Raw genomic sequence first — 23,330 nt, 5'->3', positions numbered from 1 at the left:
GCCGACGCGGTGCGTCTCCTCGCTGTGCAGTCGGAGAAAGCTCAAATGGTCGATTCCAGATACTCACCGTTCCACCGAGCCGCCTCCATCGCCGACACCAGCAGCGAGACGAAATCTTCAAAGCTCCTGGCTACGAGGCGTTTCGTATCCTCGTCCCGACCGAATCTGATGACCTGGCCAACGGAGCCTTTCTTGTCCGGGTCATAGTCGAGTCCAAGATGGTTGCCGCCCCAATCCTTCGTCAGGGGTATCCACAAGCGATTCGTGTACATCGGCTTGATGAACCCCTCAGGTTGGGACGCCATGAAATCCGCGCAATCTGCGTTCATCGCCTCCTCATCAATTGAACGCCACGCATCCCATTCCTTGCGGATGTTCTCGACAGACAGCAGCGTCTCACCGCCAACGAGCCCGACGCTTCCGTCTTGGCCATCGTGGATGCTGAGAAATGCCTTTAGCCGTTCGGGAAGACGCACGCCAAGATGCTGCTCAAGTTCCGCAATCTGGCTCGGCGAAGCACCTGGCCGCAAGCGTACGCGCTCCAGGCAGTCTAGGCTCAACAGCGATTCTTCAATTTGATTCCATTGGTCTTTCATCTACGAGTCCCACGCTTTGAACGCCTCGATGGCGGCGGTGATGTCGAGTTGCATGCGGTCGAAGCGGCCTACCGCGTTACCGAGAGTAGAACCAATCGAGAAACTCGGACGCAACGTCGGAGGTAAGTTCTAACGCTGCTTCAGCTACTGCACCGTAGCCCTTGGCAGCCGCAATGGCGGCCAGTGCACACGCCAAGAATCCGCCGTCCCAGTCTCTGTCGGCAGCCCGTGCAACGAGGTGAGGCAGAGTGGCCAGCGCAGCGAAGTAGTCAACGCGCAGGTCCTCTGGCACTTGTATGTTTTTCTGTTGGCGCCAAGCTTCCACCACAGCGGGGAAATGGAAGTAGGAGAAATCGGCTTTGCATGGCGCCGTGGCCAGTGCTCGTACGACATGTGGGACCGCCGCGAACGACGCAGAGTAGACATCGCCCTGATGCGCCAGAGCACTCCACAGGGAATACCAGGGCTCGGCGTCGTCGACAGAAGATGGGAGCGCCTCCAACTTCTCCAGAAGCGCCGGCATGTCATGCGCTTTGCCGTACGCGTGGTCAAGCTCCGCCCAACGCGGACTGTTGAGCGGCAAGCAACTTATGGAAAACGCAGCAACCATATGTGAATGTGAAAGGACGACACATCGGAGGATAGCAATAGCCGGCATGGATAGCGCAATGTCCTTCCTTCGTTCGCTACCCGCCATACCGACGACACCGAATGTCTGTTCCTGTCGGGAATCCTGCGAGAGGGGGTGGTCCGCGACTTTGAGCCGGACCAGCGGCCTGTGGCTTCCCGGTTGCGGAAAGGTCCGCGACTTCCGCCCTACAGGAGCGAACAGGAACTAGCGCTTCAAATAATCGGCCAACAGCTCTTCGGCAAGTGCCTCTGATTCTTCAGAAGAGAACCACCATCCGTGCCGCTGAAGCGCCGCCATGAATATCTCCCTTGTCAGAGGGATGCCCCGTACATGCCACCAGTAGGCCGCCCCCAATACGGCGCTTCCGTCATCTGGCATTCCCAGCCTGCCAAAGAAGGCTCGCCCCGCCTCGGATGAGTTTCGATAGTAGGCGATGGAGCGAATCAGGCCGTTGAGCCCAAAATGCATTTGCCGCAGGTCCGATTCTGCGGTCTCCCGCACCTCGCGTTTGGCGGCATCATCAAGCGTGGCATCCAATGCCTCCAACAGCTCCCAAAGACCCGCAATCTCCATTGCCTCCCCCGTCACTTCGTGTCCCTGCTCGTACCGGTATCTACAGCTCGTGAGCCGGCGTTCAGAGTTGTAGTTGAGCGCTGCGGACAACAGCACGGACGCATTGGAACAGCGCGTTGCTCTTCTCTGGACCGTGAACCTGCTGACACCTCTCCATTTGCGGCAGCACGGTTGCGAGGCGCGGCATCCTCAAAGCACCTAACGTCTCGCGAAAACACACCTCGGAGCGGAACGAGTACTGGACATACTGGAAGAGGTTTGGGAAGTCGAACGCGTCTTCGACGCTTTCCCGCATCGCACCCACCACGCGCAGCGACATCGCTTTGGGTGCGTCGGGTATGCGCCAACACCATTTGTTTCGATAGTGGGCCGCACCTTCGCGATGAACTCGCTGTAAGGAAGGATGTCGCGGATGTCGTGTTTGAAATAGATGGTTAGGTGTTCCATGTCGGCAATTGGCGTGTCGGCGCTGGTCATGGATTTGAAGGAAAGGTACCGGTCCGCTCATGGCGATTTCTGCCACTGAGCGGCGGGCGCAAGGCGCCTGCATCCGACCAGAGCAACCATTCATCTACCTGTTGGCCCGGCCCCGCCAACAAGGCCATCTCGCGTAAGTTAGAACTGGGGGACGAACCCAAGCATTTTGTCCGCTTTCCGCATGCACCGCAACGCATATCAATCCGACAAGCCACCAGGCAAGCTGCGAAACCGGCTTCATCGCGTCACCCTCCTCAGGACAAGAACTGTCAAGGTATTGCGCTCGCCGGAAGAGCACCAGAGCCGCTCTGGCTCACGGCCCAACCACTTCGGCGCTGACCGATGCGGAAGAACTGGCTGCGGTTGACTCGCTATGCCGAGGCCGCTCGATGGTCTTCCTGTCAGTCACCACTCCGTTCACAACGGTAACCCGTTCGTACCGCAGGACGAAGAGCTCCTCACCAAGATGCCAACTACTGCTCTTCTTGACCAAAGGAATCGTGAGCGTGCCTGAAAACCAGTATGCCCTCTGCGGCGAAGATGCATCGGGAATCACAGCATCTAGGGGCGTGTCGTTCGGTTCATGGCATGGTGAGGCTAGCTTGACCAAGTACAGTGCGCCGTCACGTATCTCCCACGTTCCGACGTAACCTCGCCAATTGGCGGTTGTGCACCACCCACCAAGTGCAGCGCGAAGATTGTCTGCAATCTTCTGATGTTTGAGCAATGGCGCGAGTGGTTCTGCCAACAGCGCGGTCGACTCGTCGTTGACGATGATGACCTCTGCCACCTGCGGCGTGGCAAACGCCACGCCTGATGCGAACAGCAAGAATGCCGCGAAGACTCGTCTCATAGGGAAACTCAAACTTGCAAATGCGCGATGGATGGGGATGGCCAATTCTGGCCCGGAGATGGTCGATGACCAATTTGAGTGTCACGCCTCAGGCGGTGAAACCCTCATCACTCTGCAACCACAAACTGCCTTGCCGTGGTCGGAGGTAGGCCGGGCATGTTCATGTGTGCTTCGGCGACAATACCGACCTGGTCACCCTGCTTGACTGCGCGCAATACGCATGAGTCTTCTGGCAATTGGGAAGCATATGCTTCGTCGCCAATTTGAAGCACGACCTCCGCCTCGTCCCCCGCGCTGCCACTAGGGTTCTGGCGCCTCGCGACACCGTCGCCAACAAGGAAGGAAGCACGTTGCCCAGGGCTTTGGTGATGGGTAACTGAAACGCGCAAGTTTGCATGCGATGCAAAGTGAAGCGCCATTCCATCCTGCGTCTGAACCACCCGCTCAATCCAGCATAGATGTTGTGCATGACCTATGGTCGGAAGGGCAAGAACCGTGGTGGCGAAAGCTGTCGCTACGACGTTACGTTTCATGTTTACGATGTCAAAGCTGGTTGGTGTAAGTACGTGGTGGCCGATGAGGCGAATCATCGGCCCTTCGATGCCAATCGCACAATGCTTTCATCTACCCGAAACCAGCTACTTTGGCCTGAACGTGAGAACAATAGTCTTGGTACCAACTTGCCCCGGCTTCTCGAGGGGTAGCGGAGAAGACCGCTCTATCGCTTTGAGCACAGCGTCATCATAGGTCTTCACACCGCTGGACTTTTCGAGCGTGGCGCGTAGTACCGCGCCGTCTGGACCCAGCAATACCTTCACCACTGCACTGATGTCATCCGGAAGGTTGTCATCAGAGACCAAGAGGTTCGACTTCACCACCCTGCGGATTCGTTCAGCGTAAGAAAGCGTTCCCGATGGCAAGCCCAGAGACAGCGCATTGCTCCGGTTAGGAGCATCGTTCAACAAACTGAAGACGTAGGGTTTCGAGAACGAGACGGGCGTCGCCTTACCCGTCTCAGGGTCTACAAACGGGGTACACGTCTTCGACTGCGCTGCGCGTAAGGCAGCCGCATCAAGCAGCGCATTACCAGACGATTCACTGACTCTTGTTTCGGAAACTTTGCCGCTGACATCCACGACGGCGGAGACGACGACCCGGCCTTGGGCATGTGCTCGCTGGGCTTCAACGGGGTAGGACAACTGAGGGTCAGTACATACAATGGCGGCAGTTCTTGCATCCACCTGACGCGGCGGCGGTGTCGTACATCCCGCAACCAAGACGAGTGCGATGGTGAAAATAAGTTGCCGCACGCGACCCAACATGCCACCTCCTCTCGAACCCGGTACTTGTTTGATTGGTTCGGTCTGCAACCATTCTGGCTACAAACCTCTAAGGTCCCGGCACGCTAGGCGAAATAGGCCAACCGCGCATCGTTGACCTACGCCCTCGCCATGTCGCCTAGAGTCACCGATTACGGCACTGACGTCGGCAAGGTTCGCTCGACGTGCCTGTGCCATTGGAAAAATGTAGCGCAACGTTCAGCACAGCCATTCGAACGGCATGTCAGCGTGTCCCCAGCTTGTTGGCGTCGCCGTCAACAATGAGCACACCGCTGTTGCAGGCTTCCAGGTTAAGTCGGCGGAACTGGAACGCATAGTCAGCGTTGGTAAAGCTCAACGTAAGACCCTGAATCTTGCCGCCGAACGTTCGCTTCAGCCTACGCAGGAAAACCGGTTGGTAAATGCTCGTCTGAGGTAGGGCCGACCTGCGGAGAATGAAGACTAGCGCAACCGAGAGGATGGCCAGAGTCGCGGCCGTAGCGACCAAATGCTCTTTTAGGGCGGAGGGAACATGCTCCGGCGGAATCAGCAGAAGGAGGCCGAGCATGACCCAAAACATGCCGAAGGCCACCAATCCTTTGGAGAAGGCTCCCTGCCGAAACCGATTGGCTGTGCGCTTGCAACGATTGCAGAACGGCAAGGGCAATACGAACGTTGTCTCAGTGCCTGCGAGCAAAAAGTACCGGGTATGCTTCAACTGTACGTCGACAAGCTGCAACTGTGAGCGGGTGCCGCAGTTGCAGCAACTACTTGAAGGCGACTGGAAAGGAAGGCGCGCCGCTTTCCCCGGAACATAGACCAGCATCTGACAACCCCCAAAATACTCGTTTTCTTATATAGCCGCAGTAGAGCATGCTCAGAACTGGTCAGGATGTTCTGAACGTAATCGCTCCGCCATGCGCTTATGCGCGTTGTACCACAGCGAGATGGTTGGACTGTTGCAACCCGGCGGCGAGACTTCTCCGTCGTCAGTGAAGATGACGTAATCTTGCGCCACGCTCGGGAAGCCCATCGATGGGTTCGGGTAGACGGGAAACCTGAGCTCCGCAAACTCAGGCATCGGCCCTTTGACGTTCTCCAGCACCTCATACTTTGCCAGTATCGTGCCCGCCGGATACTCCATATCGATGTCCTGACCTTTCCATGGGTCGTCCCACGACAAACCAACGATACGAGCAATGAAGACGTGCTTGAATCGATTTCGCGCGGATTCAAGTGGTTGCTTCTGAGGGAAGCACACCGTCGCGGCGGAGACACCACAAATCAAAAGCAAGATGACGGCAAGGGCAGGTCTCAGAGGTAGTCGAGCCCTGCAACGCAAAAGACGAGGCCCGGCTGTCATTTCGGGCACACGAACCCTTGCGGCATTTCTTTATTATGGAGAGCCCAATAGACCTTAAGCTCATTATGAGCTTTTCCCCGGCAGACCTCTTCAACTGTCACAGAGAAGGCCCCGTTCTCTTGGCGGACAGGAACAAGTCGGTAAATTGTGTCCTTCTCTAAAACTGCGCGGACACCGTCAACGTACTGCTCGCGCCAAGACAGCGCAAGAATAGCGTTTTTTACCTCACTTACAACTCGCACCTTTAATGTGTGCTCGCCGGGCGCCATCTGCGCAAACAGGCCACAATTGGGGTCACCGCCTCCCCGCCCCTGGCTTTCAGGGCAGTCCACCCCATCGATGCCTGCAACGTTCGCCCGGAATCCTTTTATCTCCCCAAGCCCATGCTCAATGCTGCCGTCTCCCCAGCCGGGGACAATCAAGGCTATCTGATTATCAGGGAGAGGGTCGCCAGGGTAGTTCTTTCGAGGCTCGCTCGCAGCCTCAGCCGACAAAGACGCGACACACAGCACAAACGCGACAGAGGCCAACAGCTTACTTTTCTTATTCATATTCAGTAGGACTATCAATTGATTTCACCAGGACTACAGCGAGAGAATCGGCACGCCAGGGATGCTGCCGTTGGAGCCCCGCCGCAACCGCTATGAGGCAGCCCGCCTCCCATGGGCGTCCGCGCTCACTAGGTGACAGGCCTCAAGGGGTCGGCACACAGTCGGCATGTGCTCGAATTCGGATGATTGGCAGCCCCACACCCTGCACACTTGATATCTTCGGGCTCGGCGGAATGGTCTTTGAGAAGCCAGTAAATCAACAGCGCCCAAACATTAAGCGGGATGAGAAGCAGCCACTCCGCACCGCGCCGCTTTGCACGAAGATAGAACCAACAGGCGAGCAACAACTCGCCAAACGCAATCACCCCCAACACCTGGCTGGCCGTGTCTCCCCATGCATAGTTGGTGACTTTGGTGCGAATGAGGCCCGTCGCAGCAAGGGTTATGGCATAGGCGAGAACGGCGACATTTCTACGACGTAGCTCTTTCTGTATCACGGGCGAAATGTCTCCGATACGGTTTCGCGAATCGAAACAGCATATCGCAGAGGCATGACACAGCGATGTGCCCCGCTTCCCCACCGTAGTAGGGTCTCTCCCTCTACGACAAAAGCGGTGGATGCCGGAACCTGCGAGCTCTGATTTGGGCCTGCCATGACGCGTCCGGTCAACTGTTGCTACTGGCTCTCTATCAGCGGAAACAACTTGATATGGCCCGGTAGACTCCTTGTGCATAGGGCTGACATTGACGATTGACAGCAGCGTATCTACGCTCCGGTTGGTATCCACACCGAGGCAAGTCAATGGACGACGAAGCAACAGAACTGGTGATTGCACTGGCCAAGCATGTCATAGGCTATATGCAAGCGACCTTTCCAGGTTGGACCGATGCCTATGTCCGCTTTGACGCGCCGAGCGATTCTCAATACGGCGTGCGAGCCTCCTACACCACAGCGAGCGGCATCGAACTTGTCCCCGCAACAGAACACCGCGAGCTCGTTGCCGGCATTATGCGTATCGGGCCGCAGTTGCGCGACGCGTTGGAGAACAACGGGAAGAAATTCCGCGTCTGCCTCTTTCGTGCCAACGCCCAGTTTTCCTACCGAATGGACTACGAGTGGACCGACCCCACAAGATGGAACATCACGAAGCTCAAGGGAGCATCGGGCCTTCCGGAGGGATTGGATGCGCTCGCCCCACTGGACTGATGGATAGTGCGAGCGCGATTGTTTCATCTATACGCCCAGGCTTTCCAGGCGAAATGCCGCTCGCTACACGAACGCCCTTATCCGGTCATGGCGTTAGCTCTCAGAATCGCTTCCCACCTGGCTGCTCATGTTCGAGGGGATGAAGGAGAACTGTACGCAAGCTGACCTTGCCGACCGCGCCGCCGAACACCTCACGCCGCAAAAACCAACGGCTGCCAAGAGGCAGCCGTCGTAGGCGGGTTTCTCTATCTACGCTTGCGCAGAACTCCCACTCCAGGTGGGACCTGGATGGCCCAGGCGGCGCTACGTTTTTTGCACCCGCTTGTACGTAGCCTTTGTGGTGATAATTCTATCGTGTCGTACGTCGCTATCCAACGAGACAATCGGCATGTCGCTGCCACATCTCACGGAAGCCACTACGAGGTGCCCAACTGCTGAAAACGCTAGTCTCGCCAGGAGCACGTCGCTACACTAGGACGTCGCTGAAATCGACGATTGGTCCGCTGTAGTGGCAACAAAGGCGAGACCCGCAGCAGCAGAGGTAGGGCCACGAGCAATACCTACCTGAACGGGGTGCTTGGTTTCCAAGCGCGGGGGTCCCGAGGCTCTGGCCTCTAAGGGATACTGCGGGCGCCGTTCCGACACAGACCTCAAAAGCCGCCAAGTGGCGGCTTTGTCTTTTGCGGCGAGACATTGATTCACCTGCGCGAATGCTCACCATCGTCTGCGAGGGTGCCGCTCGGGATAGTCATACAACCCCGCATCCACGCCAGCCTCACGTGGAGAAGGCGCACCCTCCGTCTGCTTCTCGCGTGCCGCCAAGTATTCGTCTACCGCAGATGCACGAACACGTCGATGACCGTCCTCTGCCACGGTGACCTGCCCCAGTTTGCCGACGTCGGCGAGCATTGATGCATACGGCCGACTCACGCCCAGCCTGTCGGCCACCTCTGCTATTGCCAGCAGCACGTCGGCGCATCCAGCACCGACTTCGGTGGATTCAGAGATGATTCGCTGCGATTCGGCCTTCAGAGCTGCCGCCTCTTCAGGCTCGAACCCCAAGTCAGCGAACACGTTGCCACCGACAGGGGTAATGTGCATGGATTTGGTTTCGACGGCCATTTCTTACTTCCTTCGTGAATAACAGCCTTGTGTAGACATCAAGTCAATCGTCCACCTCGGGCAACAGGTTCCCGTCAGCGTTCCAAACGTCTGCCCGCAATTCTCGTCGCAAGTAGCTGAACTCAAGCGTGTCCCACGCGAGCCCCTCCGCCTGCTTGCGTCGGATGTACTCATCTTCCCGTTCACGTATTTGTTCTGCCGTCAGACGCACGTGTCGCCTCTAGGCTGCCGCCGTTTCGCGGCTCGACGTTGTTTGCGCAGTTCTGCTCGCAGCCCCTTCTTGTACTCGTGCCCGAGGGCTGTTGCGGGCATTGATAGCGCGGCGACAAGTTGACGTCGATTCAGCGCATCCAATCGCTTCAACAAGGCTCGTTCAATCGCATCGATGAGAACTTGCTCTGATTTCATACGCCGGCCCCCTTTGTGATGCCGATACGTGCTCCTGTTGTCGACTGCAACTCAGCCGCGACGAGACTGGCGCCGGGAATGGCGGCGCTCACATCGGCCGTCGCCGCACGAATGGCTTCGGTGGCTGATGGCGCTTCGCGACAGAATTCGAGGGACACATATCCAGCAACACCGAAGCCAACCAGCGCGTCGGTGCAACCCGCTGCGCCTAGACGCTCGACAATAGCGTCATGGCCAGCGTCGGGCGCGGACAGCTTGAACCGGAGCGTGAACAGGCATTCCATCGGCGTCTCTTGCCTCCAACGCGAACTAGTCAGTGGGCGTCGCATCCATTCCAAACTGCATGTGCAACGCTGCCTTCAATTGTTCTTGGACGACAAAGTCGCCGAGCCCGTGATTGAGGTCGCAATGAACAAGGTGGCCAGCATAGTCACCGAATCCATCGCTGCGGTCATCTATCGCTAGCCAGCGCACGAGTCGGTGGCGACTGACGTACCTCAATATTTGAGTCCCTCGTGCGATGCCGTTCCAACGATACGCATCATCAAAGCGTGAGTGATACGTTGCCCCATGTACCCGTCTACGCAATTCAGCGAGTGGCATAGCGTCTCTGGCCTCGTTGAACCCCAGTACCTTCACCCATGACGTTGAGAGGACCAACTCCACACCCGGGTACGGCACCAGCAGTTCATTCAGGACATCGGCAAACTCGAACAGCCGAATGTGTGAGGCACTGCTGACAATGCCACTCCGAGTTCGATACGCATCGCCTCGATGAAGCACACCGTCATAGTCGATAAACACGACGCAGCGTGTTGACGTCCACGGGCGCTCTATCCGCGAAGGCGGCGGACCAAGAAAGGCATCGAAGTTCATGGCTCGCTGAGTTCAGCCATCGCTCGAGAACAACCTAGTTGAATCTCGTGGACCGTTATCAGCAGCCATCTGGCTTCCACATGAATCGTTGCTCCATTGGGTCATAGCAGTACGCGGCTTGAAACCGGACAGTGCAGCCATTCTCGAACCGCCTAACGCAGTCGCCATTATCACAGCGCGTGGTGGACCGTAGCACCTTGCCGGTAGGTGGCCGGCAACCGTTGGCGGCGACAGGTATTGGTGTGTTTTGAAACTGACCTTCGTCGAACCAAACGTGTGCTGCCTCGCTTCGGCACTCACCTACAGTGCGACACTCCGAGTACGCTTGGTCAATCGCGACCTGACGGTCCTCGTTCCAGCCAATTCCGTACGAGCCGTTGCTCGCGTTAAAGGCGGCCCAATATTGTGGGCCAGTCGCAGCCCCTTTAATCTCGCACTTTCCGCGCTTGCTGCCATCACTACGGCAGTTGCGTAGGGCCTGTTCCCGAGCCCTCGCGATGCTAGGCTGACTGCCCACGAAGAAATAGACATATCCGGTCGCCGTCTCGGCGGCGGCGACCGCCGCCGCGCCAAACGCATGTGAAGCGAGGCAAAGCAGACAAGACGCGAGTACCCCACGATTCAGAATCGGCATCGCTCCACCTCATTGCTCATCTAACCACTTGTATACGCGAGCCCTGGATGGACTGGGGAATGCCACTGTCACGATAGACACACGTTACTCGGAGAAGCGTTCCCTCCCATACGGGCGTCTGCGTGACCGGTCGAGTTGCGTCACACAGGTACGGCACTAGCGACGAGACGAAATCGGGGTCAGCGGCCGGAATTTGCAGCGTCGCGCCTGGCGCGCACGAATAGAACTGCCCCTGGTTGTTCGCTCCGCCGTAAACGAGCATGCCCTGGTAGCCCCTGACCTCGCCAACAAAGCACTGGTTCCTGTTGACGCCGACCGCCGTAGGCAGCGGGAGGTACGCCGGCCGTTTGGGCTGAGAAGCCACGGTCGTGGCAGGCCTCTTGGTGCCGTTCGGTGCAGTAGCGCAGCCCGCGCCAAGGGTGGCAACTAGAGCTGCCAGCATCAAACGTTTCATTCACTCCCTCGTCCTGTTGGTTTTTGCTGCCGGGTAAACTCCGACCACGCCTGCCGTTGCGGGGCGGCCCGCATCCCGCAAGCCGGGCTCAACGAACCCGTTCACGGCGGTGCCCTTTCGGTACACGATGGCCGCGAGCCCGTTAGCAGTTCGTCAGTGACATCTCGGTATCCGGTGACGCGATTGACTCGACACCAACCGGACCATACGTAGTCAGCATCGCCTTCGTCGTCTGCTCCAGGTGCGCCTTCAAGAAGGTATCGACGGCCCGAGCGCGTAACGCCGACGCGAGCCTCTATATGGAGTTCGACTACGAGTGAACTGACGCGACCCGTCCCACGGTCTGGGCGAATGCCAACAAGATGTAGCTCCCCCGCGTCAGTCCTCATGACTCGCCAGTTGGCGAGTGTCACTTCGGGGACCTCGTCCACCGGTCTTGATGGCCAAATCGACACGAGACCTCCCGTAAGCGTCAGGCCTCGCTAGGTTGACGGTGCCGCTGACACTCGTGATGCAGCCGAGCGAGCTTGTCCGCAAGTTCTTCTTGGGCGCGGCGCTCACCGAGTCCCAGCCGAGGGTTGGGGCAGACCAGATTCTTTTCGAAGAACTCTGGCCATCGGTCGTTATCGTCATCAAGTGCAAGCCACGACTCGACGTGTTTACCCGCGAAGTACCGCATCACTTGGTCGAAGCGGCTGAGCTCACACCACTCGTACACGTCCGTGCAGTATTCATAGGTCGTACCAACTACCCGGCGCTGCAGCTCCGGTGGCAAACGTCGCAGAGCCTCGTCCTGGCCAAACACTTTCACCCAGGAAGTCGACAGGACAAGCTGCAGGTCAGGGTACGGCGCGAGGAGGTCTACAAGTAGGCCAGCATGTTCGAACAGCTCGCTGCCCTCGGTAAGGAGGACGGGAGCACCGTCAATGCGGCGCACGTTATCGGGATGCAAACAGCCGTCAAAATCCAAGAAGAGAACGGCGCCCATTTGTGGTGTCACGTCTTTTGAAAAGGCGCACGAAACCCCGCAAGCTCGGGAGGTGCGTCAGGTCTACGTAGCTGGAAGGGCCGGCAAGACTAGCTGGCTTGGATTGATTGTAGATACAAAACGTGGCGACGTAAACGGTGGAGACACAAAGCGGTTTGTTGCGAGCGGAGAACATCCCGCAAGCTTGCGACCGCCATGGTCACCGAGAACGAAAGCGTCCTTTTTCAAATCGCCCGCCGCGTCCGCCAGCTTCGTGAGGACAGCGGCCTATCGCAGGACGCCTTCGCACGACTTGTTCCGTGCCACCGGAGCCAAGTCAGTCAAGTAGAGCGTGGCGTCAATAATCTGTCGCTCGACACCATCGAACGGTTCGCCATCGCCTTGGGGGTGGACGCTGTGTCCCTTCTTCAGGAGGGGGCCGCCATCGCCCGCAACCCCCGTGACTCCAGTCAGCTACGCGAGCGCGTAGCGAGAAATGTTCTCCTGCTCAGGACAGCAAGGGGGCTGGCACAGGATGCGCTATCTGAGAGCGCCGGGTTGTCCCGCAACTACGTATCGACTCTTGAGGTGCGAAAGAAGAACGTTTCCTTGGCTCACCTGGAAGCACTCGCTGTGGTCTTGGACGTTCCGCTGAACACGCTTTTCAAGCCCGAAGAGCTAGCGCGCTAACGCTCTCACAAAAAAATTCGAAGGCCCTCTCGCTAAGTGGAGTACCCCACCTTCGACGGGGGACCTCGTGACGCCTCCGCCCTAAAGGTTTACCTCTGCATGTCGATATCGAGCACATATACATGCACCTGTGCGCTATTGCGGCGCCCTAATGCAGCGAATTTCATGTGATTTTACGAAGAATGCGGAACGACGAACTCACGAGAATTGACGACCTAACAGATGAAGAGTTTGCAGCGATTGCGACTGCAACGCTTCTTCACCCACCTGTTCCAAGTGGACATCTTTATTTGTATCGCGCCGAAGTTGCGAATTACGTTCTGCGATACCGGGGACAACGTAACTCGATAACACATCGACTTATAAATCTTGCTTGCACTGATGTATCTTATATTGCGCGTGCATGCAATATATGGTGGCAATCTCTAAAGCGACGCTTTTGTAAAAACCTCCTGGAACTTCCCGAAAAGGCGCGAGCGGCCAACAAGGCAACAATATTATTCTTCGGATTGCTCCTCATTGCCACCGTAATCGTCTTCGTCCACATCGTTTATAACATTGGTATCCCCAAGCATTCCGCACAGGGAAAGGAAGTCGGAAAACTTCTTGAGACCTTCGGAAACGTGGCTTTGGCACTCGGCGCCATTTGGACATCCTCGGGCGTCATCCTTTCCAACCGAGAGATGGTGAAATTCTCGAGAAGAGATGAAAAAACCTCTGAAGAGGAAGCACTCAAAATACTCACGACCGGGGCGGCAGCCGCGTCAAAAAGAGCCTGGGATGGCGTAGGACTTCTTCTTTTTGGGGTTGCACTAATCCTTTTGAAAGTATGGGGAGTAAAAGATTAGTGAGCCATCATATGCCTAAAATAGCAGATTACCCACATGGCATTGGCAATTCCAAGCACATAGAATTGCCAATTCCCGTTTTTATAGGGCGTCGACTCTGAATCCTTGGGTGACCGACCCGATTCGCCATCTTCCTTTTTTTGTTCATTTCTACACATTCAACATCCCCACTTATTAATTTCTACGATTTTTAACATTCAAATCGCGTGACTTTATGTGTAGAGGATAGTTTTAAACGAGACACAGAAACCTTGATTCTTGGAGCAAAGCGGGGACCCGGAGGTGTTGAGGCATCCCAAAAGGCATGATTTGCTCGTTACCCGCGCCACGGCTTCCTATCGGGGCTACCATGTATCAAGATATCAAGGCGCTACAGCCCCCAGCCAATCTCTCGAATCACGAACCCCGTTGCGTGCAAAGCAAGCTCGGCGTCCGCGTTTGACACCGCACGCAAGCCGTACCGCTCTTGCTCGTTCGCCTTCCCCCGAGGATGCAGAAGGTTCACCGTCTCAAGCGATGCACGAACGAGCCGGTGCCCCCTTTCGCCGAAGTGATTCTTGATTGCTGATATTGCCCCTCCGAGGTCTCCGTGCAGCGACTTCGCATCCCCCGTTAACTGATACAGCCAGCGCGCACTGAGAACCGCACAGAGGTTGCGGCACTGGTCAACAATGGACGTCGGCGAGTCCCGATATGCCACGTTCATGACCCGCTCGTAGGCCTCCGTGACGGCTTGCTGTCCATCCTCAGGGACTTGAGCCAAATCGAGGGTAGGCAAAACGCCATATGCCGACTCCGCCCGAAGTGTTACCAGCACGTCTTCGTTGACTGTTTGCTCAGTCTGCAGAATCCGCCAAAGTGAGTACGCACCAGCGTGGCCAATTGCGAGCTGTAGCCCCTCTCCTCGTTCCTGGCGTGAAACGAGCTCGGTGCAATGAATGAAGACGGTCATCTCCTTACGCAATCGACCGTCAACACTGCTTCGAGCCAAGTCCGACGGTAAAAAGGGATGCGCGTCGACGTAGACCGACTCCCGATTGCCTCCGCTGAAGTGCTGAAACACACGACCCCGACGAACTCGGGACACCGGGTCGAACGAGTCTTCCCGGAAAATCCAGCGAAATGAGTCTGTGCCCGTCATCCCACGAGGCAACCTCTCAAGGTCTGCTGAGGATTCGATGAGCGCACATTGCGAGACGATAGGCGTCGGCACCGTGAGGTAGCCGGGATGGTCGCGCCCCTCGTAGATTAGGCCGTTCTGATGTTCGATTCCCAAGCGAGACATGGCGTTCGGTGCAGTATGTGGACACCTCACTATATCGTTTGAGCACAATGCTCCGGGGGGGCACCTCCGCCGACTGCCCGTCTAAACCGCACGCCTGGTACAGACTTTTTTGTCCAGGTACAAACTTTTTTGTCTAAGTACAGACTTTTTTGTCCACGTACAGACTTTTTTGTCTCTCGTTACAAGCACCGCGTTTCTTCAATCCGGCACGACGGCCGTCACTTCGATCTCAACCTTGGCCCGGTCTTCAACGAGCGCCGACACCTCCACCGCCGTCATCGCAATGCTGAAGCTGCCGATCAGCTCGCGGAACGCCTTGCCGATTTCCGAGTACGCGGCCACGTAGGCCTTCTTGTCCGTCACGTACCACGTCATGCGCACGATGTGCTCGGGCTTGGCATCGCCGGCGGCCAACACATCGACGATGTTCTGCAGCGCCTGCCGCACCTGACCGGCAAGGTCATCGGTGTGGAACACGCCCTGCGCGTCCCAGCCGATCATGCCGGCCACGAACACCATGCGCCCGCGCGCGGACACACCGTTAGCGTAGCCTTTCGGACGCGGCCAGCCAGGAGGGAGGAGGACTTCCATTTGCGATTCCTTCTGTTTCTACTGTTGTTGTTGGATGCTCGCCTCGATGGCCTGCCGCACATCCGGCGGCACCGCAATCGCGCGATGCGTATTGAGATCGGTAAACACCAGCACCTGCTGTGAGCGCACGCGCTGTTCATCGCCGGCCCAGCAATCCAGGCCGAGTGTCATGGAGGCATTGCCGAGCCGCTCCACCTTGAGCTTGAACTGCACGTCGTCGCCCATGCGGCTGATGGCGCTGAACTCGCAGTGCAGCTTGACGATGGGCAAGCCGATGCGGCGCGGGCCCAGCATCTGCGCATACGAAATGCCAAGGCCATCGGTAAACCAGTCTTCGACCAGGCCGTTGAACAGCACGAGGTATTGCGGAAAGTAGACGATGCCGGCCGGGTCACAATGCCCAAAGCGGATGCGCGCGGCGCGCTCGAAGTGGTAGCTGTTCATGGTTTGCTGTGATCACGCAAGCGATAGCGGAGCAGCTTACCGACTTCACTGCGCGGCAGGCTCGCGCAGAACTCGATCGCACGCGGGTACTTGTACGGCGCCACCGTCTGCTTCACAAAATCCTGCAGCGTCTTGACCATCTCCGGCCCTGCCGTGTGGCCCGGGTGCAGCACCACGAAGGCCTTGACGATCTGGCCGCGCTCTTCATCGGGCTCGCCGATCACGCCGCATTCGGCCACGGCCGGATGCTGCATCAGCGCGTCTTCCACCTCGGGCGCGGCAATGTTGTAGCCCGACGAGATGATCATGTCGTCGGTACGCGAGTGGTAGTGGAAGTAGCCTTCCTCGTCCATCACGTAGGCGTCGCCGGTGAGGTTCCAGCCGTTGCGCACGTACGCGCGCTGGCGGTCATCGGCAAGGTAGCGGCAGCCGGTCGGGCCTTGTACAGCGAGGCGACCGACAGTGCCCGGCGGCACGGGGTTACCCGCGTCGTCCACGACGCGCGCAACGTAGCCGGGAACAGCCTTTCCGGTAGCGCCGGGCCGCACATCGCCATCGGCAGCGGAGATGAAGATGTGCAGCATCTCCGTCGCGCCAATGCCGTCAATCAGCTCGATGCCGGTAGCGTTCTTCCATAGCGTGCGCGTCGCCACGGGCAGCGCTTCCCCCGCCGACACACAGCGCCGCAGCGGCGTGGCGCGCAGCTCGTCCCCACGCGCGGCGATGTTGCGGTACGTGGTGGGCGCCGTGAACAGCACCGTCGCGCCAAAGTTGCGAACGCCATCCACCAGATCATTCGGCGAGGCCTTCTCCAGCAGCACCGTCGAGGCCCCCACGCTCATCGGAAACAGCAGCAGGCCACCGAGCCCGAACGTGAACGCCATCGGCGGGCTGCCGATGAAGATGTCGTCAGCGCGCGGCTGCAGCACGTGCGGCGGCCAGCAGGCGCAAATCGCCATGATGTCGCGGTGGAAATGCATCGTCGCCTTCGGCACGCCGGTGGTGCCGGACGTGAAAGCGAGCAGGCAGGTGTCATCCGCCGCCGTATCGACGTTGGTGAAGGTGGCCAGCTGGCGCGACATGGCGGCCTCCAACCCTTCCGGCGTGTCATCGTAGAAGTTCTGCACCTGTACCGGCTTGGCGGCTTGCGCCACCGCGTCCTTCAATTCATCGATCAGGCGTGCATCGCACAGCGCGAAGCCGATCTCGCCCTTGTCCAGAATCTGCCCCAGCTCCTTAGCGCGCAGCAGCGGCATGGTCGTCACGGCAATCGCGCCCACCTTCATCACCGCAAACCAGCACGCCGCCAGCATCGGGCTGTTGGGCGAGCGCAGCAGCACGCGGTTGCCCGGCACCACGCCCATGTCATTCACCAGCACGTTGGCGATGCGGTTGGCGTGCTCTTGCAAGTCGGCATAGGTCCAGCGGATGCCGCCGGGCGCCTGGATGCAGAGGCGGTCGCCCTCACCCGCCGCAACGCGTTTGTCGAGCAGTTCGGTTGCGCAGTTGAGCTGCGCAGGAAACTGCAATGCGGGCAGATCGAAGCGATACACCGGTTGCAGCTCCGCCGGCGGCAAGCGGTCGCGGGCGAAGGTGTCGATATGGGCGCTGGGCATGGCGAGCTCTCCGTCTCTGGAACGTATCAGTGCGCTGCGGGCTTGGCGGTGCGCAAGAGTTCGCGCGCGATGATGAGTTGCTGCACTTCGGTCGCACCTTCGTAGATGCGCAGCGCGCGGATCTCGCGATACAGGCGCTCGACCGGCTGCTCGCTCACCACGCCAAGGCCGCCCCACATCTGCACGGCGGCGTCGATCACCTGCTGCGCGTTCTCCGTGGCGGTCATCTTGGCCATGGCGGCTTCGCGGGTGACGTTGCGGCCCTGGTCGCGCTGCCACGCAGCGCGGTAGGTGAGCAGCGCGGCGCTGTCGATGGCCGTGGCCATCTGCGCGAGCTTGGCTTGCGTGAGCTGGAAGTCGGCCAGCACGCCGTTGAACATCTTGCGGGTGGTGGCGCGTGTCAGGGCTTCGTCCAATGCCCGGCGCGCAAAGCCCAGCGCGGCGGCCGCCACCGACGTGCGGAACACATCCAGCGTGCGCATCGCCACCTTGAAGCCCTCACCCGCCGCGCCCACGCGCTGGCTGGCCGGAATGCGGCAATTGGTGAAGCGCAGACGCGCGAGCGGGTGCGGCGCGATCACGTCGATGCGCTCGGCAATCTCAAAGCCCGACGTGCCCGCCTCAACAATGAACGCACTGATACCGCGCGAACCCGGTGCTTCCCCCGTGCGGGCGAACACGACGTAGAAGTCCGCGATGCCGCCGTTGGAAATCCACGTCTTCTCGCCGTCGAGCACGTAGTCGGTGCCATCCTCACGTGCAGCGCAGGCCATGGCGGCCACGTCGGAACCGGCTTCAGGTTCGGACAGCGCGAAGGCGGAGATCGCCTCCCCACGCGCCACCTTCGTCAGATAACGCTCGCGCTGCTCCGGCGTGCCGTGCAGCGAGATCGCACCGGAGCCCAACCCCTGCATCGCAAAGGCAAAGTCGGCCAGCCCGGAATGGCGCGCCAGGGTTTCGCGGATCAGGCAGATGGCGCGCGTGTCGATGGTCTCGCCCGCGCCACCGTGGGCCGTGCCGCCCACTGCGTGACGCAACCAGCCGGCTTGGCCGAGTTGCTTCACCAATGCACGGCATTCGGCGTCGACATCGGGGCCGTGGTCGTGCGGGATGTGCTTCGTCGCCCAGGCGTCCAACTCGGTCGCAAGCTGGCGGTGCTTGTCGTCAAAGAAGGGCCACTGCAGATAGTCCATGTCGCTCATGTCAGTTCCCCTCGAACACCGGTTTTTGCTTGGCGACAAACGCGTGGTATGCACGCGAGAAGTCTTCGGTCAACATGCAGATGGCCTGCGCTTGTGCCTCAGCCTCCAGCGCCTGCTCGATCGTCATCGTCCATTCCTGATGCAGCATCGTCTTGGTGATGCCGTTGGCGAAGGTCGGGCCGGCAGCCAAATCAGCAGCCAGCGCCTGCGCTTGCGCCAGCACCTCGGCGGGTTCGCACAGGCGGTTGAAGAAGCCCCAGCGCTCGCCCTCTTCGCCGTTCATCGAACGGCCGGTATAGAGCAACTCGCTTGCGCGGCCCTGGCCGATGATGCGCGGCAGGATCGCGCATGCGCCCATGTCGCAACCCGCCAGGCCGACGCGGTTGAAGAGGAAAGCGGTCTTGCTGCGCGCCGTGCCCAGGCGCAGGTCGGACGCCATCGCCAGAATGGCGCCCGCGCCCGCACACACGCCGTCGATAGCGGCGACGATGGGTTGCGGACACGCGCGCATCGTCTTCACCAGCTCGCCCGTCATGCGCGTGAACATCAGCAGCTCGGGCGCCTTCAGTTGCACCAGCGGGCCGATGATCTCGTGCACGTCGCCGCCGGAGCAGAAGTTGTCACCGGCACCCACCAGCACGATGGCCTTGACGTCGTCCGCCCACTTGAGCTGGTGGAATAGATCACGCAGCTCGGCGTACGAATCAAACGTGAGCGGGTTCTTGCGCTCGGGCCGGTTGAGCGTGATGGTGGCGACGCCGCCCTCCACGCTCCACAGAAAGTGCGTCGCTTTGTAGCCCGCGAGCGGGCGGCGGTTGCCGGCCAAGAGAGCCGGATCGATGCGGTCAGTCATGGTTTGGTCGTGTTCGTTTGAGGTTGATCGTCGCGGGCGTCGAGTTCGGCTTCACGCTGTGCGAGGTGCACGCGCAGGTGGCCGAGCTGCGCATACAGCGCGTCTTTGTTGGCAACGCCCAGGCCGTCGAACATCTCGATCAGCCAGCGTTCGTGTTCAGCAGCCATCTCGGCAAAGTGGCGGCGGCCCGCGTCAGTCAGCAGCACGCGAAAGGACCGGCGATCATCCGGATCGGACTCGCGTTTGACAAGCCCTTCCTTCTCCAGCTGATCGGTCAGCCCGGTGACGTTGCCGCCCGTCACCATCAGGTAGCGCGACAGCACGTTCATGCGCAGGCCATCGGGGTGGCGGTCAAGCTGTGCCAGATAGTCGAAGCGCGGCAGATTGGTGTTGAAGCGCGTGCGCAGGCGCTGGCGGATCTGCTGTTCGATCTGCGTGCTGCACGCGAGCAGGCGCAGCCAGATCTTGACGTCCATGTGGTCATCCACATGCGCGCGGGCTTCCAGGCCGATGCGCTCGTCGCCCAGGGCTTGCGCGACGGCGTGGTAGCCGGAGGCGCGGGTGGCGAGTGCAGTCTTGCGGCGGGTGCGTTCGGTGCTCACATGACCTCCCCGCCGGACACCGAGATGGCCTGCCCGGTGATCGACGATGCACCGTCGGAGCACAGCCACACCACGGCGTTGGCCACTTCATCCGGTGTGACGAGCCGGCCTTGCGGGTTGCCCTTCACCAGCTCGGCGCGCGCTTCCTCTGCGCTGCGGCCAGTGCGGGCGACGATGCGGTCGATACTCTCGCGCACGATGTCGGTTTCGGTGTAGCCGGGGCACACCGCATTGACGGTAACGCCGCGCGCCGCCAGCTCCAGCGCCAGCGAACGCGTCAGGCCGATCACGCCATGCTTGGCGGCCACATACGCCGACACATACGCATAACCGCGCTGCCCCGCCGTGCTGGCGATGTTGACGATGCGGCCACGGCCACTGGCCTGTATATCCGCCAGCGCAGCCTGCGTGCACAGGAAGGTGCCCGTCAGGTTCACGGCCAGCATGCGCTGCCACTGGTCGAGTGTCGTCTTGGCAAACGATGCGCTCTCCGCCTGCCCCGCGTTATTGACGAGGATGGAGATCGCGCCGAGCCCCGCGCGTGCGGATTCGAAGGCCGCCGACACACTCGCTGCGTCCGTCACATCGCACGTGACGACCTGCGCGCGGGCGCTGTCGGGCAACGTCTTGGCCGTCGCCTCCAGCACGGCAGCGTTTCGACCCATCAGCGTGAGCGTGGCGCCTTGTGCGGCGAGCTGCGCAGCGATGGCCGCGCCAATCCCTCGGCCTGCACCGGTCACAACGGCATGGTGTCCTGCAAGCATCGTCACGTTAGACCCCCTGCATGCGGTTGGCCTGCTCCAGCGGCGAGAGCCCCGCCGCCTGTGCCGCCATCGCACGTTCACGTTCGAGATTGCGTTCCAACTGCAACTTGCCCGCGCGGTACTGCTTGGGCCACGACACATCGAGGTAGCCGATGCGCGCGGCTTCGTTCAGCGTCCACGCCGGGTTGGCCAGGTGCGGGCGCGCCACGGCGCACAGGTCGGCACGGCCGGCGGCGATGATACTGTTGACGTGGTCCGCCTCGGAAATCGCGCCCACGGCAATGGTGGCGATGCCGGCTTCGTTGCGCACGCGGTCGGCAAACGGCGTCTGGAACATGCGGCCGAACACCGGCTGCTCCTTCTTGCTGACCTGACCCGACGAGCAGTCGATCATGTCCGCGCCCGCCGCCTTGAAGATGCGCGCAATCGCCACCGCATCGTCCGGCGTGATGCCGCCTTCCACCCAGTCGTGCGCGGAAATGCGCACCGACATGGGCTTGTTCTTCGGCCACACCTCGCGCACTGCGTGGAAGACTTCCAGCGGAAAGCGCAGGCGGTTTTCCAACGAGCCGCCGTATTCGTCATTGCGCTGATTGGTGAGCGGCGAGATGAACGACGACAGCAGATAGCCGTGCGCGCAGTGCAGCTCCAGCCAGTCGAAGCCAGCCTCTGACGCCAGCCGCGCCGAGTGGACGAAGTCATCACGCACGCGGTCCATGTCTTCGCGCGTCATGGCGTGCGACCACTGGCTCACCCCGTCCAGATACTGCTGCGGCGACGCGGAGATGAGCGGCCAGTTCTGACCCTCCTCCAACGGCAAGTCGATGCCTTCCCACGCCACGCGCGTCGAGCCCTTGGCGCCCGCGTGACCCAATTGGATGCCCAGCTTCGCATCGCTGTTGCCGTGCACGAACTGCACGATGCGCGCCCAGCCGTCGCGCTGATCGGTGTTCCACAAACCCGGGCAGCCCGGGGTGATACGCGCGTCAGGCGACACGCAGGTCATTTCGGCCATCACCAGCCCGGCGCCGCCCATGGCGCGCGCGCCCAGGTGCACGAGGTGGTAGTCCGCTGGCTGGCCGTCTTCACACGAGTACTGCGCCATGGGCGACACCACCACGCGGTTCTTGAGCGTGACGCCGCGCACGGTAAAGGGCGTGAACATCGGCGGCACCGGGCCGCGCTCGGGCGCACGCGGTGCACCGGCCTGCTCGGCAATCCAGTCTTCAAACGATTCGAGATACCGCTTGTCGCGCTGGCGCAGGTTTTCGTGGCTGATGCGCTGGCTGCGGGTGAGCAGCGAATATGCGAACTGCGCGGTCGGCAGGTTGGCGTAGCGGGCGACGTTTTCAAACCACTCGGTCGAGTTGCGCGCGGCGTTCTGGATGCGCAGCACTTCTACGCTGCGCACGGCTTCATAGTGTTCCAGCGCGGCGCGAAGGTCGCCCGGGTGCTGGCCGATGCTGCGCGCGAGCTCAATCGAATCTTCCAGCGCCAGCTTGGTGCCCGAGCCGATCGAGAAGTGCGCCGTGTGCGCGGCATCGCCCATCAGCACGACGGGCGTGTTGTTCTCGTTGGTGTGCACCCAGTGCCCGCACACCACGCGCGGAAAGCGAATCCACTGCGCAGACCCACGCAGGTGCGTGGCGTTGGAGATCAGCTTGTTGCCGTCGAGGTATTTGGCGAACAGGCGCTCGCAGTAGGCGATGGCGTCTTCCTTCTCCATCGTCTCCAGCCCGGCCTTGCGCCACACCTCTTCCGGTGCCTCCACGATGAAGGTGGAAGTCTCGTCATCAAAGCGGTACGCATGCGCCTGAAACCAGCCGTGCTCGGTCTCTTCAAACGCAAAGGTGAAGGCCTCGAACAGCTTGTGCGTGCCCAGCCAGACAAAGCGGCAGCGGCGCGTGTCGATATCGGGTTGATACGTGGCGGCGTACTTGGTGCGGATGCGGCTGTTCAGGCCGTCGCTGGCGATGATGAGGTCGGCATCTGCGTACGCCGTGTCATCCTGCACATCGGTTTCAAAGACGAGCTTGACGCCCTCTTCCTCGCAGCGCGCCTGCAGGATGTTCAGCAAGCGCTTGCGCCCGATGCCGCAGAAGCCGTGGCCGCCCGAGCGCACCACCTGGCCGCGGATGTGGACTTCAATGTCGTCCCAATGGTTGAAGGCGTCGAGGATCTGCGCAGCGCTCTTAGCGTCGGCCCGCTGCAGGTTGCCCAGCGTCTGGTCTGAGAAGACCACACCCCAGCCGAAGGTGTCATACGGCCGGTTGCGCTCCACGACGGTGATGTCGTGTGACGGGTCCTGCAACTTCATCAGCAGGGCAAAGTACAGGCCAGCCGGCCCACCACCAATACAGACGATCTTCATGACGGCTCCGCGTTCTATGCGGTGTTACCTTAG

26 protein-coding genes are annotated in these 23,330 nt (G+C 60.1%); 3 read left to right on the top strand and 23 right to left on the bottom strand.

The window, feature by feature from the left end:
- Positions 1 to 41 precede the first annotated feature (41 nt).
- From ACN9M1_RS24655 to ACN9M1_RS24610, 10 genes are all read right to left on the bottom strand, one after another.
- Positions 42 to 596, bottom strand: coding sequence for an SMI1/KNR4 family protein (locus ACN9M1_RS24655; RefSeq protein ID WP_426399488.1), 555 nt, complete (start codon positions 594 to 596; stop codon positions 42 to 44).
- 76 nt (positions 597 to 672) lie between these two features.
- Positions 673 to 1,119 carry a hypothetical protein gene (locus ACN9M1_RS24650; RefSeq protein ID WP_426399487.1) on the bottom strand — a complete coding sequence of 149 codons (447 nt, stop codon included), beginning with the start codon at positions 1,117 to 1,119 and terminating at the stop codon, positions 673 to 675.
- 312 nt (positions 1,120 to 1,431) lie between these two features.
- Positions 1,432 to 1,896, bottom strand: coding sequence for a hypothetical protein (locus tag ACN9M1_RS24645; RefSeq protein ID WP_426399486.1), 465 nt, complete (start codon positions 1,894 to 1,896; stop codon positions 1,432 to 1,434).
- The gene (locus ACN9M1_RS24640) at positions 1,862 to 2,119 is read right to left on the bottom strand and encodes a hypothetical protein (RefSeq protein WP_426399485.1); all 258 of its coding nucleotides are present in this window, start codon (positions 2,117 to 2,119) and stop codon (positions 1,862 to 1,864) included. The genes ACN9M1_RS24645 and ACN9M1_RS24640 overlap by 35 nt, the downstream gene beginning before the upstream one ends.
- Before the next feature lie 471 nt (positions 2,120 to 2,590).
- Complete coding sequence (locus tag ACN9M1_RS24635; RefSeq protein WP_426399484.1) at positions 2,591 to 3,130, bottom strand: hypothetical protein; 540 nt, start codon at positions 3,128 to 3,130, stop codon at positions 2,591 to 2,593.
- Between the two features lie 107 nt (positions 3,131 to 3,237).
- A complete protein-coding gene (locus ACN9M1_RS24630; RefSeq protein ID WP_426399483.1) occupies positions 3,238 to 3,720 on the bottom strand; it encodes a hypothetical protein in 483 nt (160 codons plus the stop codon).
- A 48-nt stretch (positions 3,721 to 3,768) separates the two neighbouring features.
- Positions 3,769 to 4,452 carry an energy transducer TonB gene (locus ACN9M1_RS24625; protein WP_426399482.1) on the bottom strand — a complete coding sequence of 228 codons (684 nt, stop codon included), beginning with the start codon at positions 4,450 to 4,452 and terminating at the stop codon, positions 3,769 to 3,771.
- 241 nt (positions 4,453 to 4,693) lie between these two features.
- Positions 4,694 to 5,275: a hypothetical protein gene (locus tag ACN9M1_RS24620; RefSeq protein ID WP_426399481.1), complete on the bottom strand. Its 582-nt coding sequence runs from the start codon at positions 5,273 to 5,275 to the stop codon at positions 4,694 to 4,696.
- Between the two features lie 51 nt (positions 5,276 to 5,326).
- Positions 5,327 to 5,743: a hypothetical protein gene (locus ACN9M1_RS24615; protein ID WP_426399480.1), complete on the bottom strand. Its 417-nt coding sequence runs from the start codon at positions 5,741 to 5,743 to the stop codon at positions 5,327 to 5,329.
- 65 nt (positions 5,744 to 5,808) lie between these two features.
- A complete protein-coding gene (locus tag ACN9M1_RS24610; RefSeq protein ID WP_426399479.1) occupies positions 5,809 to 6,381 on the bottom strand; it encodes a hypothetical protein in 573 nt (190 codons plus the stop codon).
- A gap of 784 nt (positions 6,382 to 7,165) precedes the next feature.
- Between ACN9M1_RS24610 and ACN9M1_RS24605 the strand changes: the two genes are divergently transcribed.
- Positions 7,166 to 7,570: a hypothetical protein gene (locus ACN9M1_RS24605; RefSeq protein WP_426399478.1), complete on the top strand. Its 405-nt coding sequence runs from the start codon at positions 7,166 to 7,168 to the stop codon at positions 7,568 to 7,570.
- Positions 7,571 to 8,284: 714 nt separating this feature from the next.
- Here the strand turns inward: ACN9M1_RS24605 and ACN9M1_RS24600 are convergent.
- The 4 genes from ACN9M1_RS24600 to ACN9M1_RS24585 all read right to left on the bottom strand — a co-directional run bounded on the left by ACN9M1_RS24600 (position 8,285) and on the right by ACN9M1_RS24585 (position 12,052).
- Positions 8,285 to 8,692, bottom strand: a complete 408-nt coding sequence (locus tag ACN9M1_RS24600) for an excisionase family DNA-binding protein (RefSeq protein WP_426399477.1) — start codon at positions 8,690 to 8,692, stop codon at positions 8,285 to 8,287.
- 404 nt (positions 8,693 to 9,096) lie between these two features.
- On the bottom strand, positions 9,097 to 9,384 hold the full coding sequence (locus ACN9M1_RS24595; RefSeq protein WP_426399476.1) for a hypothetical protein: 288 nt from the start codon (positions 9,382 to 9,384) through the stop codon (positions 9,097 to 9,099).
- Between the two features lie 25 nt (positions 9,385 to 9,409).
- On the bottom strand, positions 9,410 to 9,976 hold the full coding sequence (locus ACN9M1_RS24590) for an HAD domain-containing protein (protein ID WP_426399475.1): 567 nt from the start codon (positions 9,974 to 9,976) through the stop codon (positions 9,410 to 9,412).
- A 1,560-nt stretch (positions 9,977 to 11,536) separates the two neighbouring features.
- A complete protein-coding gene (locus ACN9M1_RS24585) occupies positions 11,537 to 12,052 on the bottom strand; it encodes an HAD domain-containing protein (RefSeq protein ID WP_426399474.1) in 516 nt (171 codons plus the stop codon).
- 195 nt (positions 12,053 to 12,247) lie between these two features.
- Between ACN9M1_RS24585 and ACN9M1_RS24580 the strand changes: the two genes are divergently transcribed.
- Entirely contained in the window at positions 12,248 to 12,721 is a 474-nt protein-coding gene (locus ACN9M1_RS24580; protein WP_426399473.1) for a helix-turn-helix domain-containing protein, read from the top strand.
- Positions 12,722 to 12,903: 182 nt separating this feature from the next.
- The gene (locus tag ACN9M1_RS24575) at positions 12,904 to 13,569 is read left to right on the top strand and encodes a hypothetical protein (RefSeq protein ID WP_426399472.1); all 666 of its coding nucleotides are present in this window, start codon (positions 12,904 to 12,906) and stop codon (positions 13,567 to 13,569) included.
- 370 nt (positions 13,570 to 13,939) lie between these two features.
- On the opposite strand, the gene ACN9M1_RS24570 is transcribed toward ACN9M1_RS24575, so the two are convergent.
- The 9 genes from ACN9M1_RS24570 to ACN9M1_RS24530 form a co-directional block, all read right to left on the bottom strand.
- Positions 13,940 to 14,854 carry a hypothetical protein gene (locus ACN9M1_RS24570; protein ID WP_426399471.1) on the bottom strand — a complete coding sequence of 305 codons (915 nt, stop codon included), beginning with the start codon at positions 14,852 to 14,854 and terminating at the stop codon, positions 13,940 to 13,942.
- Between the two features lie 198 nt (positions 14,855 to 15,052).
- Positions 15,053 to 15,445 carry a RidA family protein gene (locus ACN9M1_RS24565; RefSeq protein ID WP_426399470.1) on the bottom strand — a complete coding sequence of 131 codons (393 nt, stop codon included), beginning with the start codon at positions 15,443 to 15,445 and terminating at the stop codon, positions 15,053 to 15,055.
- Positions 15,446 to 15,463: 18 nt separating this feature from the next.
- On the bottom strand, positions 15,464 to 15,889 hold the full coding sequence (locus ACN9M1_RS24560) for an acyl-CoA thioesterase (RefSeq protein ID WP_426399469.1): 426 nt from the start codon (positions 15,887 to 15,889) through the stop codon (positions 15,464 to 15,466).
- Positions 15,886 to 17,505 carry an AMP-binding protein gene (locus tag ACN9M1_RS24555; protein ID WP_426399468.1) on the bottom strand — a complete coding sequence of 540 codons (1,620 nt, stop codon included), beginning with the start codon at positions 17,503 to 17,505 and terminating at the stop codon, positions 15,886 to 15,888. Before ACN9M1_RS24555 ends, ACN9M1_RS24560 begins: the two co-directional genes overlap by 4 nt.
- A 26-nt stretch (positions 17,506 to 17,531) precedes the next feature.
- Entirely contained in the window at positions 17,532 to 18,707 is a 1,176-nt protein-coding gene (locus ACN9M1_RS24550; protein WP_426399467.1) for an acyl-CoA dehydrogenase family protein, read from the bottom strand.
- A gap of 1 nt (position 18,708) precedes the next feature.
- The gene (locus ACN9M1_RS24545) at positions 18,709 to 19,560 is read right to left on the bottom strand and encodes an enoyl-CoA hydratase family protein (RefSeq protein ID WP_426399466.1); all 852 of its coding nucleotides are present in this window, start codon (positions 19,558 to 19,560) and stop codon (positions 18,709 to 18,711) included.
- Positions 19,557 to 20,162 carry a MarR family winged helix-turn-helix transcriptional regulator gene (locus ACN9M1_RS24540; protein ID WP_426399465.1) on the bottom strand — a complete coding sequence of 202 codons (606 nt, stop codon included), beginning with the start codon at positions 20,160 to 20,162 and terminating at the stop codon, positions 19,557 to 19,559. Before ACN9M1_RS24540 ends, ACN9M1_RS24545 begins: the two co-directional genes overlap by 4 nt.
- Positions 20,159 to 20,926 carry an SDR family NAD(P)-dependent oxidoreductase gene (locus ACN9M1_RS24535; RefSeq protein WP_426400726.1) on the bottom strand — a complete coding sequence of 256 codons (768 nt, stop codon included), beginning with the start codon at positions 20,924 to 20,926 and terminating at the stop codon, positions 20,159 to 20,161. Before ACN9M1_RS24535 ends, ACN9M1_RS24540 begins: the two co-directional genes overlap by 4 nt.
- Positions 20,927 to 20,933: 7 nt before the next feature.
- Positions 20,934 to 23,297, bottom strand: a complete 2,364-nt coding sequence (locus ACN9M1_RS24530; RefSeq protein WP_426399464.1) for a bifunctional salicylyl-CoA 5-hydroxylase/oxidoreductase — start codon at positions 23,295 to 23,297, stop codon at positions 20,934 to 20,936.
- Between the last annotated feature and the right edge of the window lie 33 nt (positions 23,298 to 23,330).

It is taken from the genome of Ralstonia sp. R-29 (assembly GCF_049913345.1).
In the GTDB taxonomy this organism is placed as follows: domain Bacteria; phylum Pseudomonadota; class Gammaproteobacteria; order Burkholderiales; family Burkholderiaceae; genus Ralstonia.
Note: the sequence above shows the minus strand (reverse complement) of the source record. Positions and strands in the feature narration are given on the sequence as shown.

Excerpts from the sequence above, each read along its gene's own strand:
- ACN9M1_RS24570 (WP_426399471.1), bottom strand. The coding sequence starts at position 14,854 with ATGTCTCGCTTGGGAATCGAACATCAGAACGGCCTAATCTACGAGGGG.
- ACN9M1_RS24600 (WP_426399477.1), bottom strand. The coding sequence starts at position 8,692 with ATGGCCGTCGAAACCAAATCCATGCACATTACCCCTGTCGGTGGCAAC.
- ACN9M1_RS24560 (WP_426399469.1), bottom strand. The coding sequence starts at position 15,889 with ATGAACAGCTACCACTTCGAGCGCGCCGCGCGCATCCGCTTTGGGCAT.
- ACN9M1_RS24620 (WP_426399481.1), bottom strand. The coding sequence starts at position 5,275 with ATGCTGGTCTATGTTCCGGGGAAAGCGGCGCGCCTTCCTTTCCAGTCG.
- ACN9M1_RS24575 (WP_426399472.1), top strand. The coding sequence starts at position 12,904 with ATGCGGAACGACGAACTCACGAGAATTGACGACCTAACAGATGAAGAG.
- ACN9M1_RS24530 (WP_426399464.1), bottom strand. The coding sequence starts at position 23,297 with ATGAAGATCGTCTGTATTGGTGGTGGGCCGGCTGGCCTGTACTTTGCC.
- ACN9M1_RS24580 (WP_426399473.1), top strand. The coding sequence starts at position 12,248 with ATGGTCACCGAGAACGAAAGCGTCCTTTTTCAAATCGCCCGCCGCGTC.
- ACN9M1_RS24545 (WP_426399466.1), bottom strand. The coding sequence starts at position 19,560 with ATGACTGACCGCATCGATCCGGCTCTCTTGGCCGGCAACCGCCGCCCG.
- ACN9M1_RS24595 (WP_426399476.1), bottom strand. The coding sequence starts at position 9,384 with ATGGAATGCCTGTTCACGCTCCGGTTCAAGCTGTCCGCGCCCGACGCT.
- ACN9M1_RS24650 (WP_426399487.1), bottom strand. The coding sequence starts at position 1,119 with ATGCCGGCGCTTCTGGAGAAGTTGGAGGCGCTCCCATCTTCTGTCGAC.
- ACN9M1_RS24630 (WP_426399483.1), bottom strand. The coding sequence starts at position 3,720 with ATGATTCGCCTCATCGGCCACCACGTACTTACACCAACCAGCTTTGAC.
- ACN9M1_RS24535 (WP_426400726.1), bottom strand. The coding sequence starts at position 20,926 with ATGCTTGCAGGACACCATGCCGTTGTGACCGGTGCAGGCCGAGGGATT.
- ACN9M1_RS24640 (WP_426399485.1), bottom strand. The coding sequence starts at position 2,119 with ATGTCGCTGCGCGTGGTGGGTGCGATGCGGGAAAGCGTCGAAGACGCG.
- ACN9M1_RS24625 (WP_426399482.1), bottom strand. The coding sequence starts at position 4,452 with ATGTTGGGTCGCGTGCGGCAACTTATTTTCACCATCGCACTCGTCTTG.
- ACN9M1_RS24565 (WP_426399470.1), bottom strand. The coding sequence starts at position 15,445 with ATGGAAGTCCTCCTCCCTCCTGGCTGGCCGCGTCCGAAAGGCTACGCT.
- ACN9M1_RS24555 (WP_426399468.1), bottom strand. The coding sequence starts at position 17,505 with ATGCCCAGCGCCCATATCGACACCTTCGCCCGCGACCGCTTGCCGCCG.
- ACN9M1_RS24550 (WP_426399467.1), bottom strand. The coding sequence starts at position 18,707 with ATGAGCGACATGGACTATCTGCAGTGGCCCTTCTTTGACGACAAGCAC.
- ACN9M1_RS24635 (WP_426399484.1), bottom strand. The coding sequence starts at position 3,130 with ATGAGACGAGTCTTCGCGGCATTCTTGCTGTTCGCATCAGGCGTGGCG.
- ACN9M1_RS24590 (WP_426399475.1), bottom strand. The coding sequence starts at position 9,976 with ATGAACTTCGATGCCTTTCTTGGTCCGCCGCCTTCGCGGATAGAGCGC.
- ACN9M1_RS24655 (WP_426399488.1), bottom strand. The coding sequence starts at position 596 with ATGAAAGACCAATGGAATCAAATTGAAGAATCGCTGTTGAGCCTAGAC.
- ACN9M1_RS24605 (WP_426399478.1), top strand. The coding sequence starts at position 7,166 with ATGGACGACGAAGCAACAGAACTGGTGATTGCACTGGCCAAGCATGTC.
- ACN9M1_RS24585 (WP_426399474.1), bottom strand. The coding sequence starts at position 12,052 with ATGGGCGCCGTTCTCTTCTTGGATTTTGACGGCTGTTTGCATCCCGAT.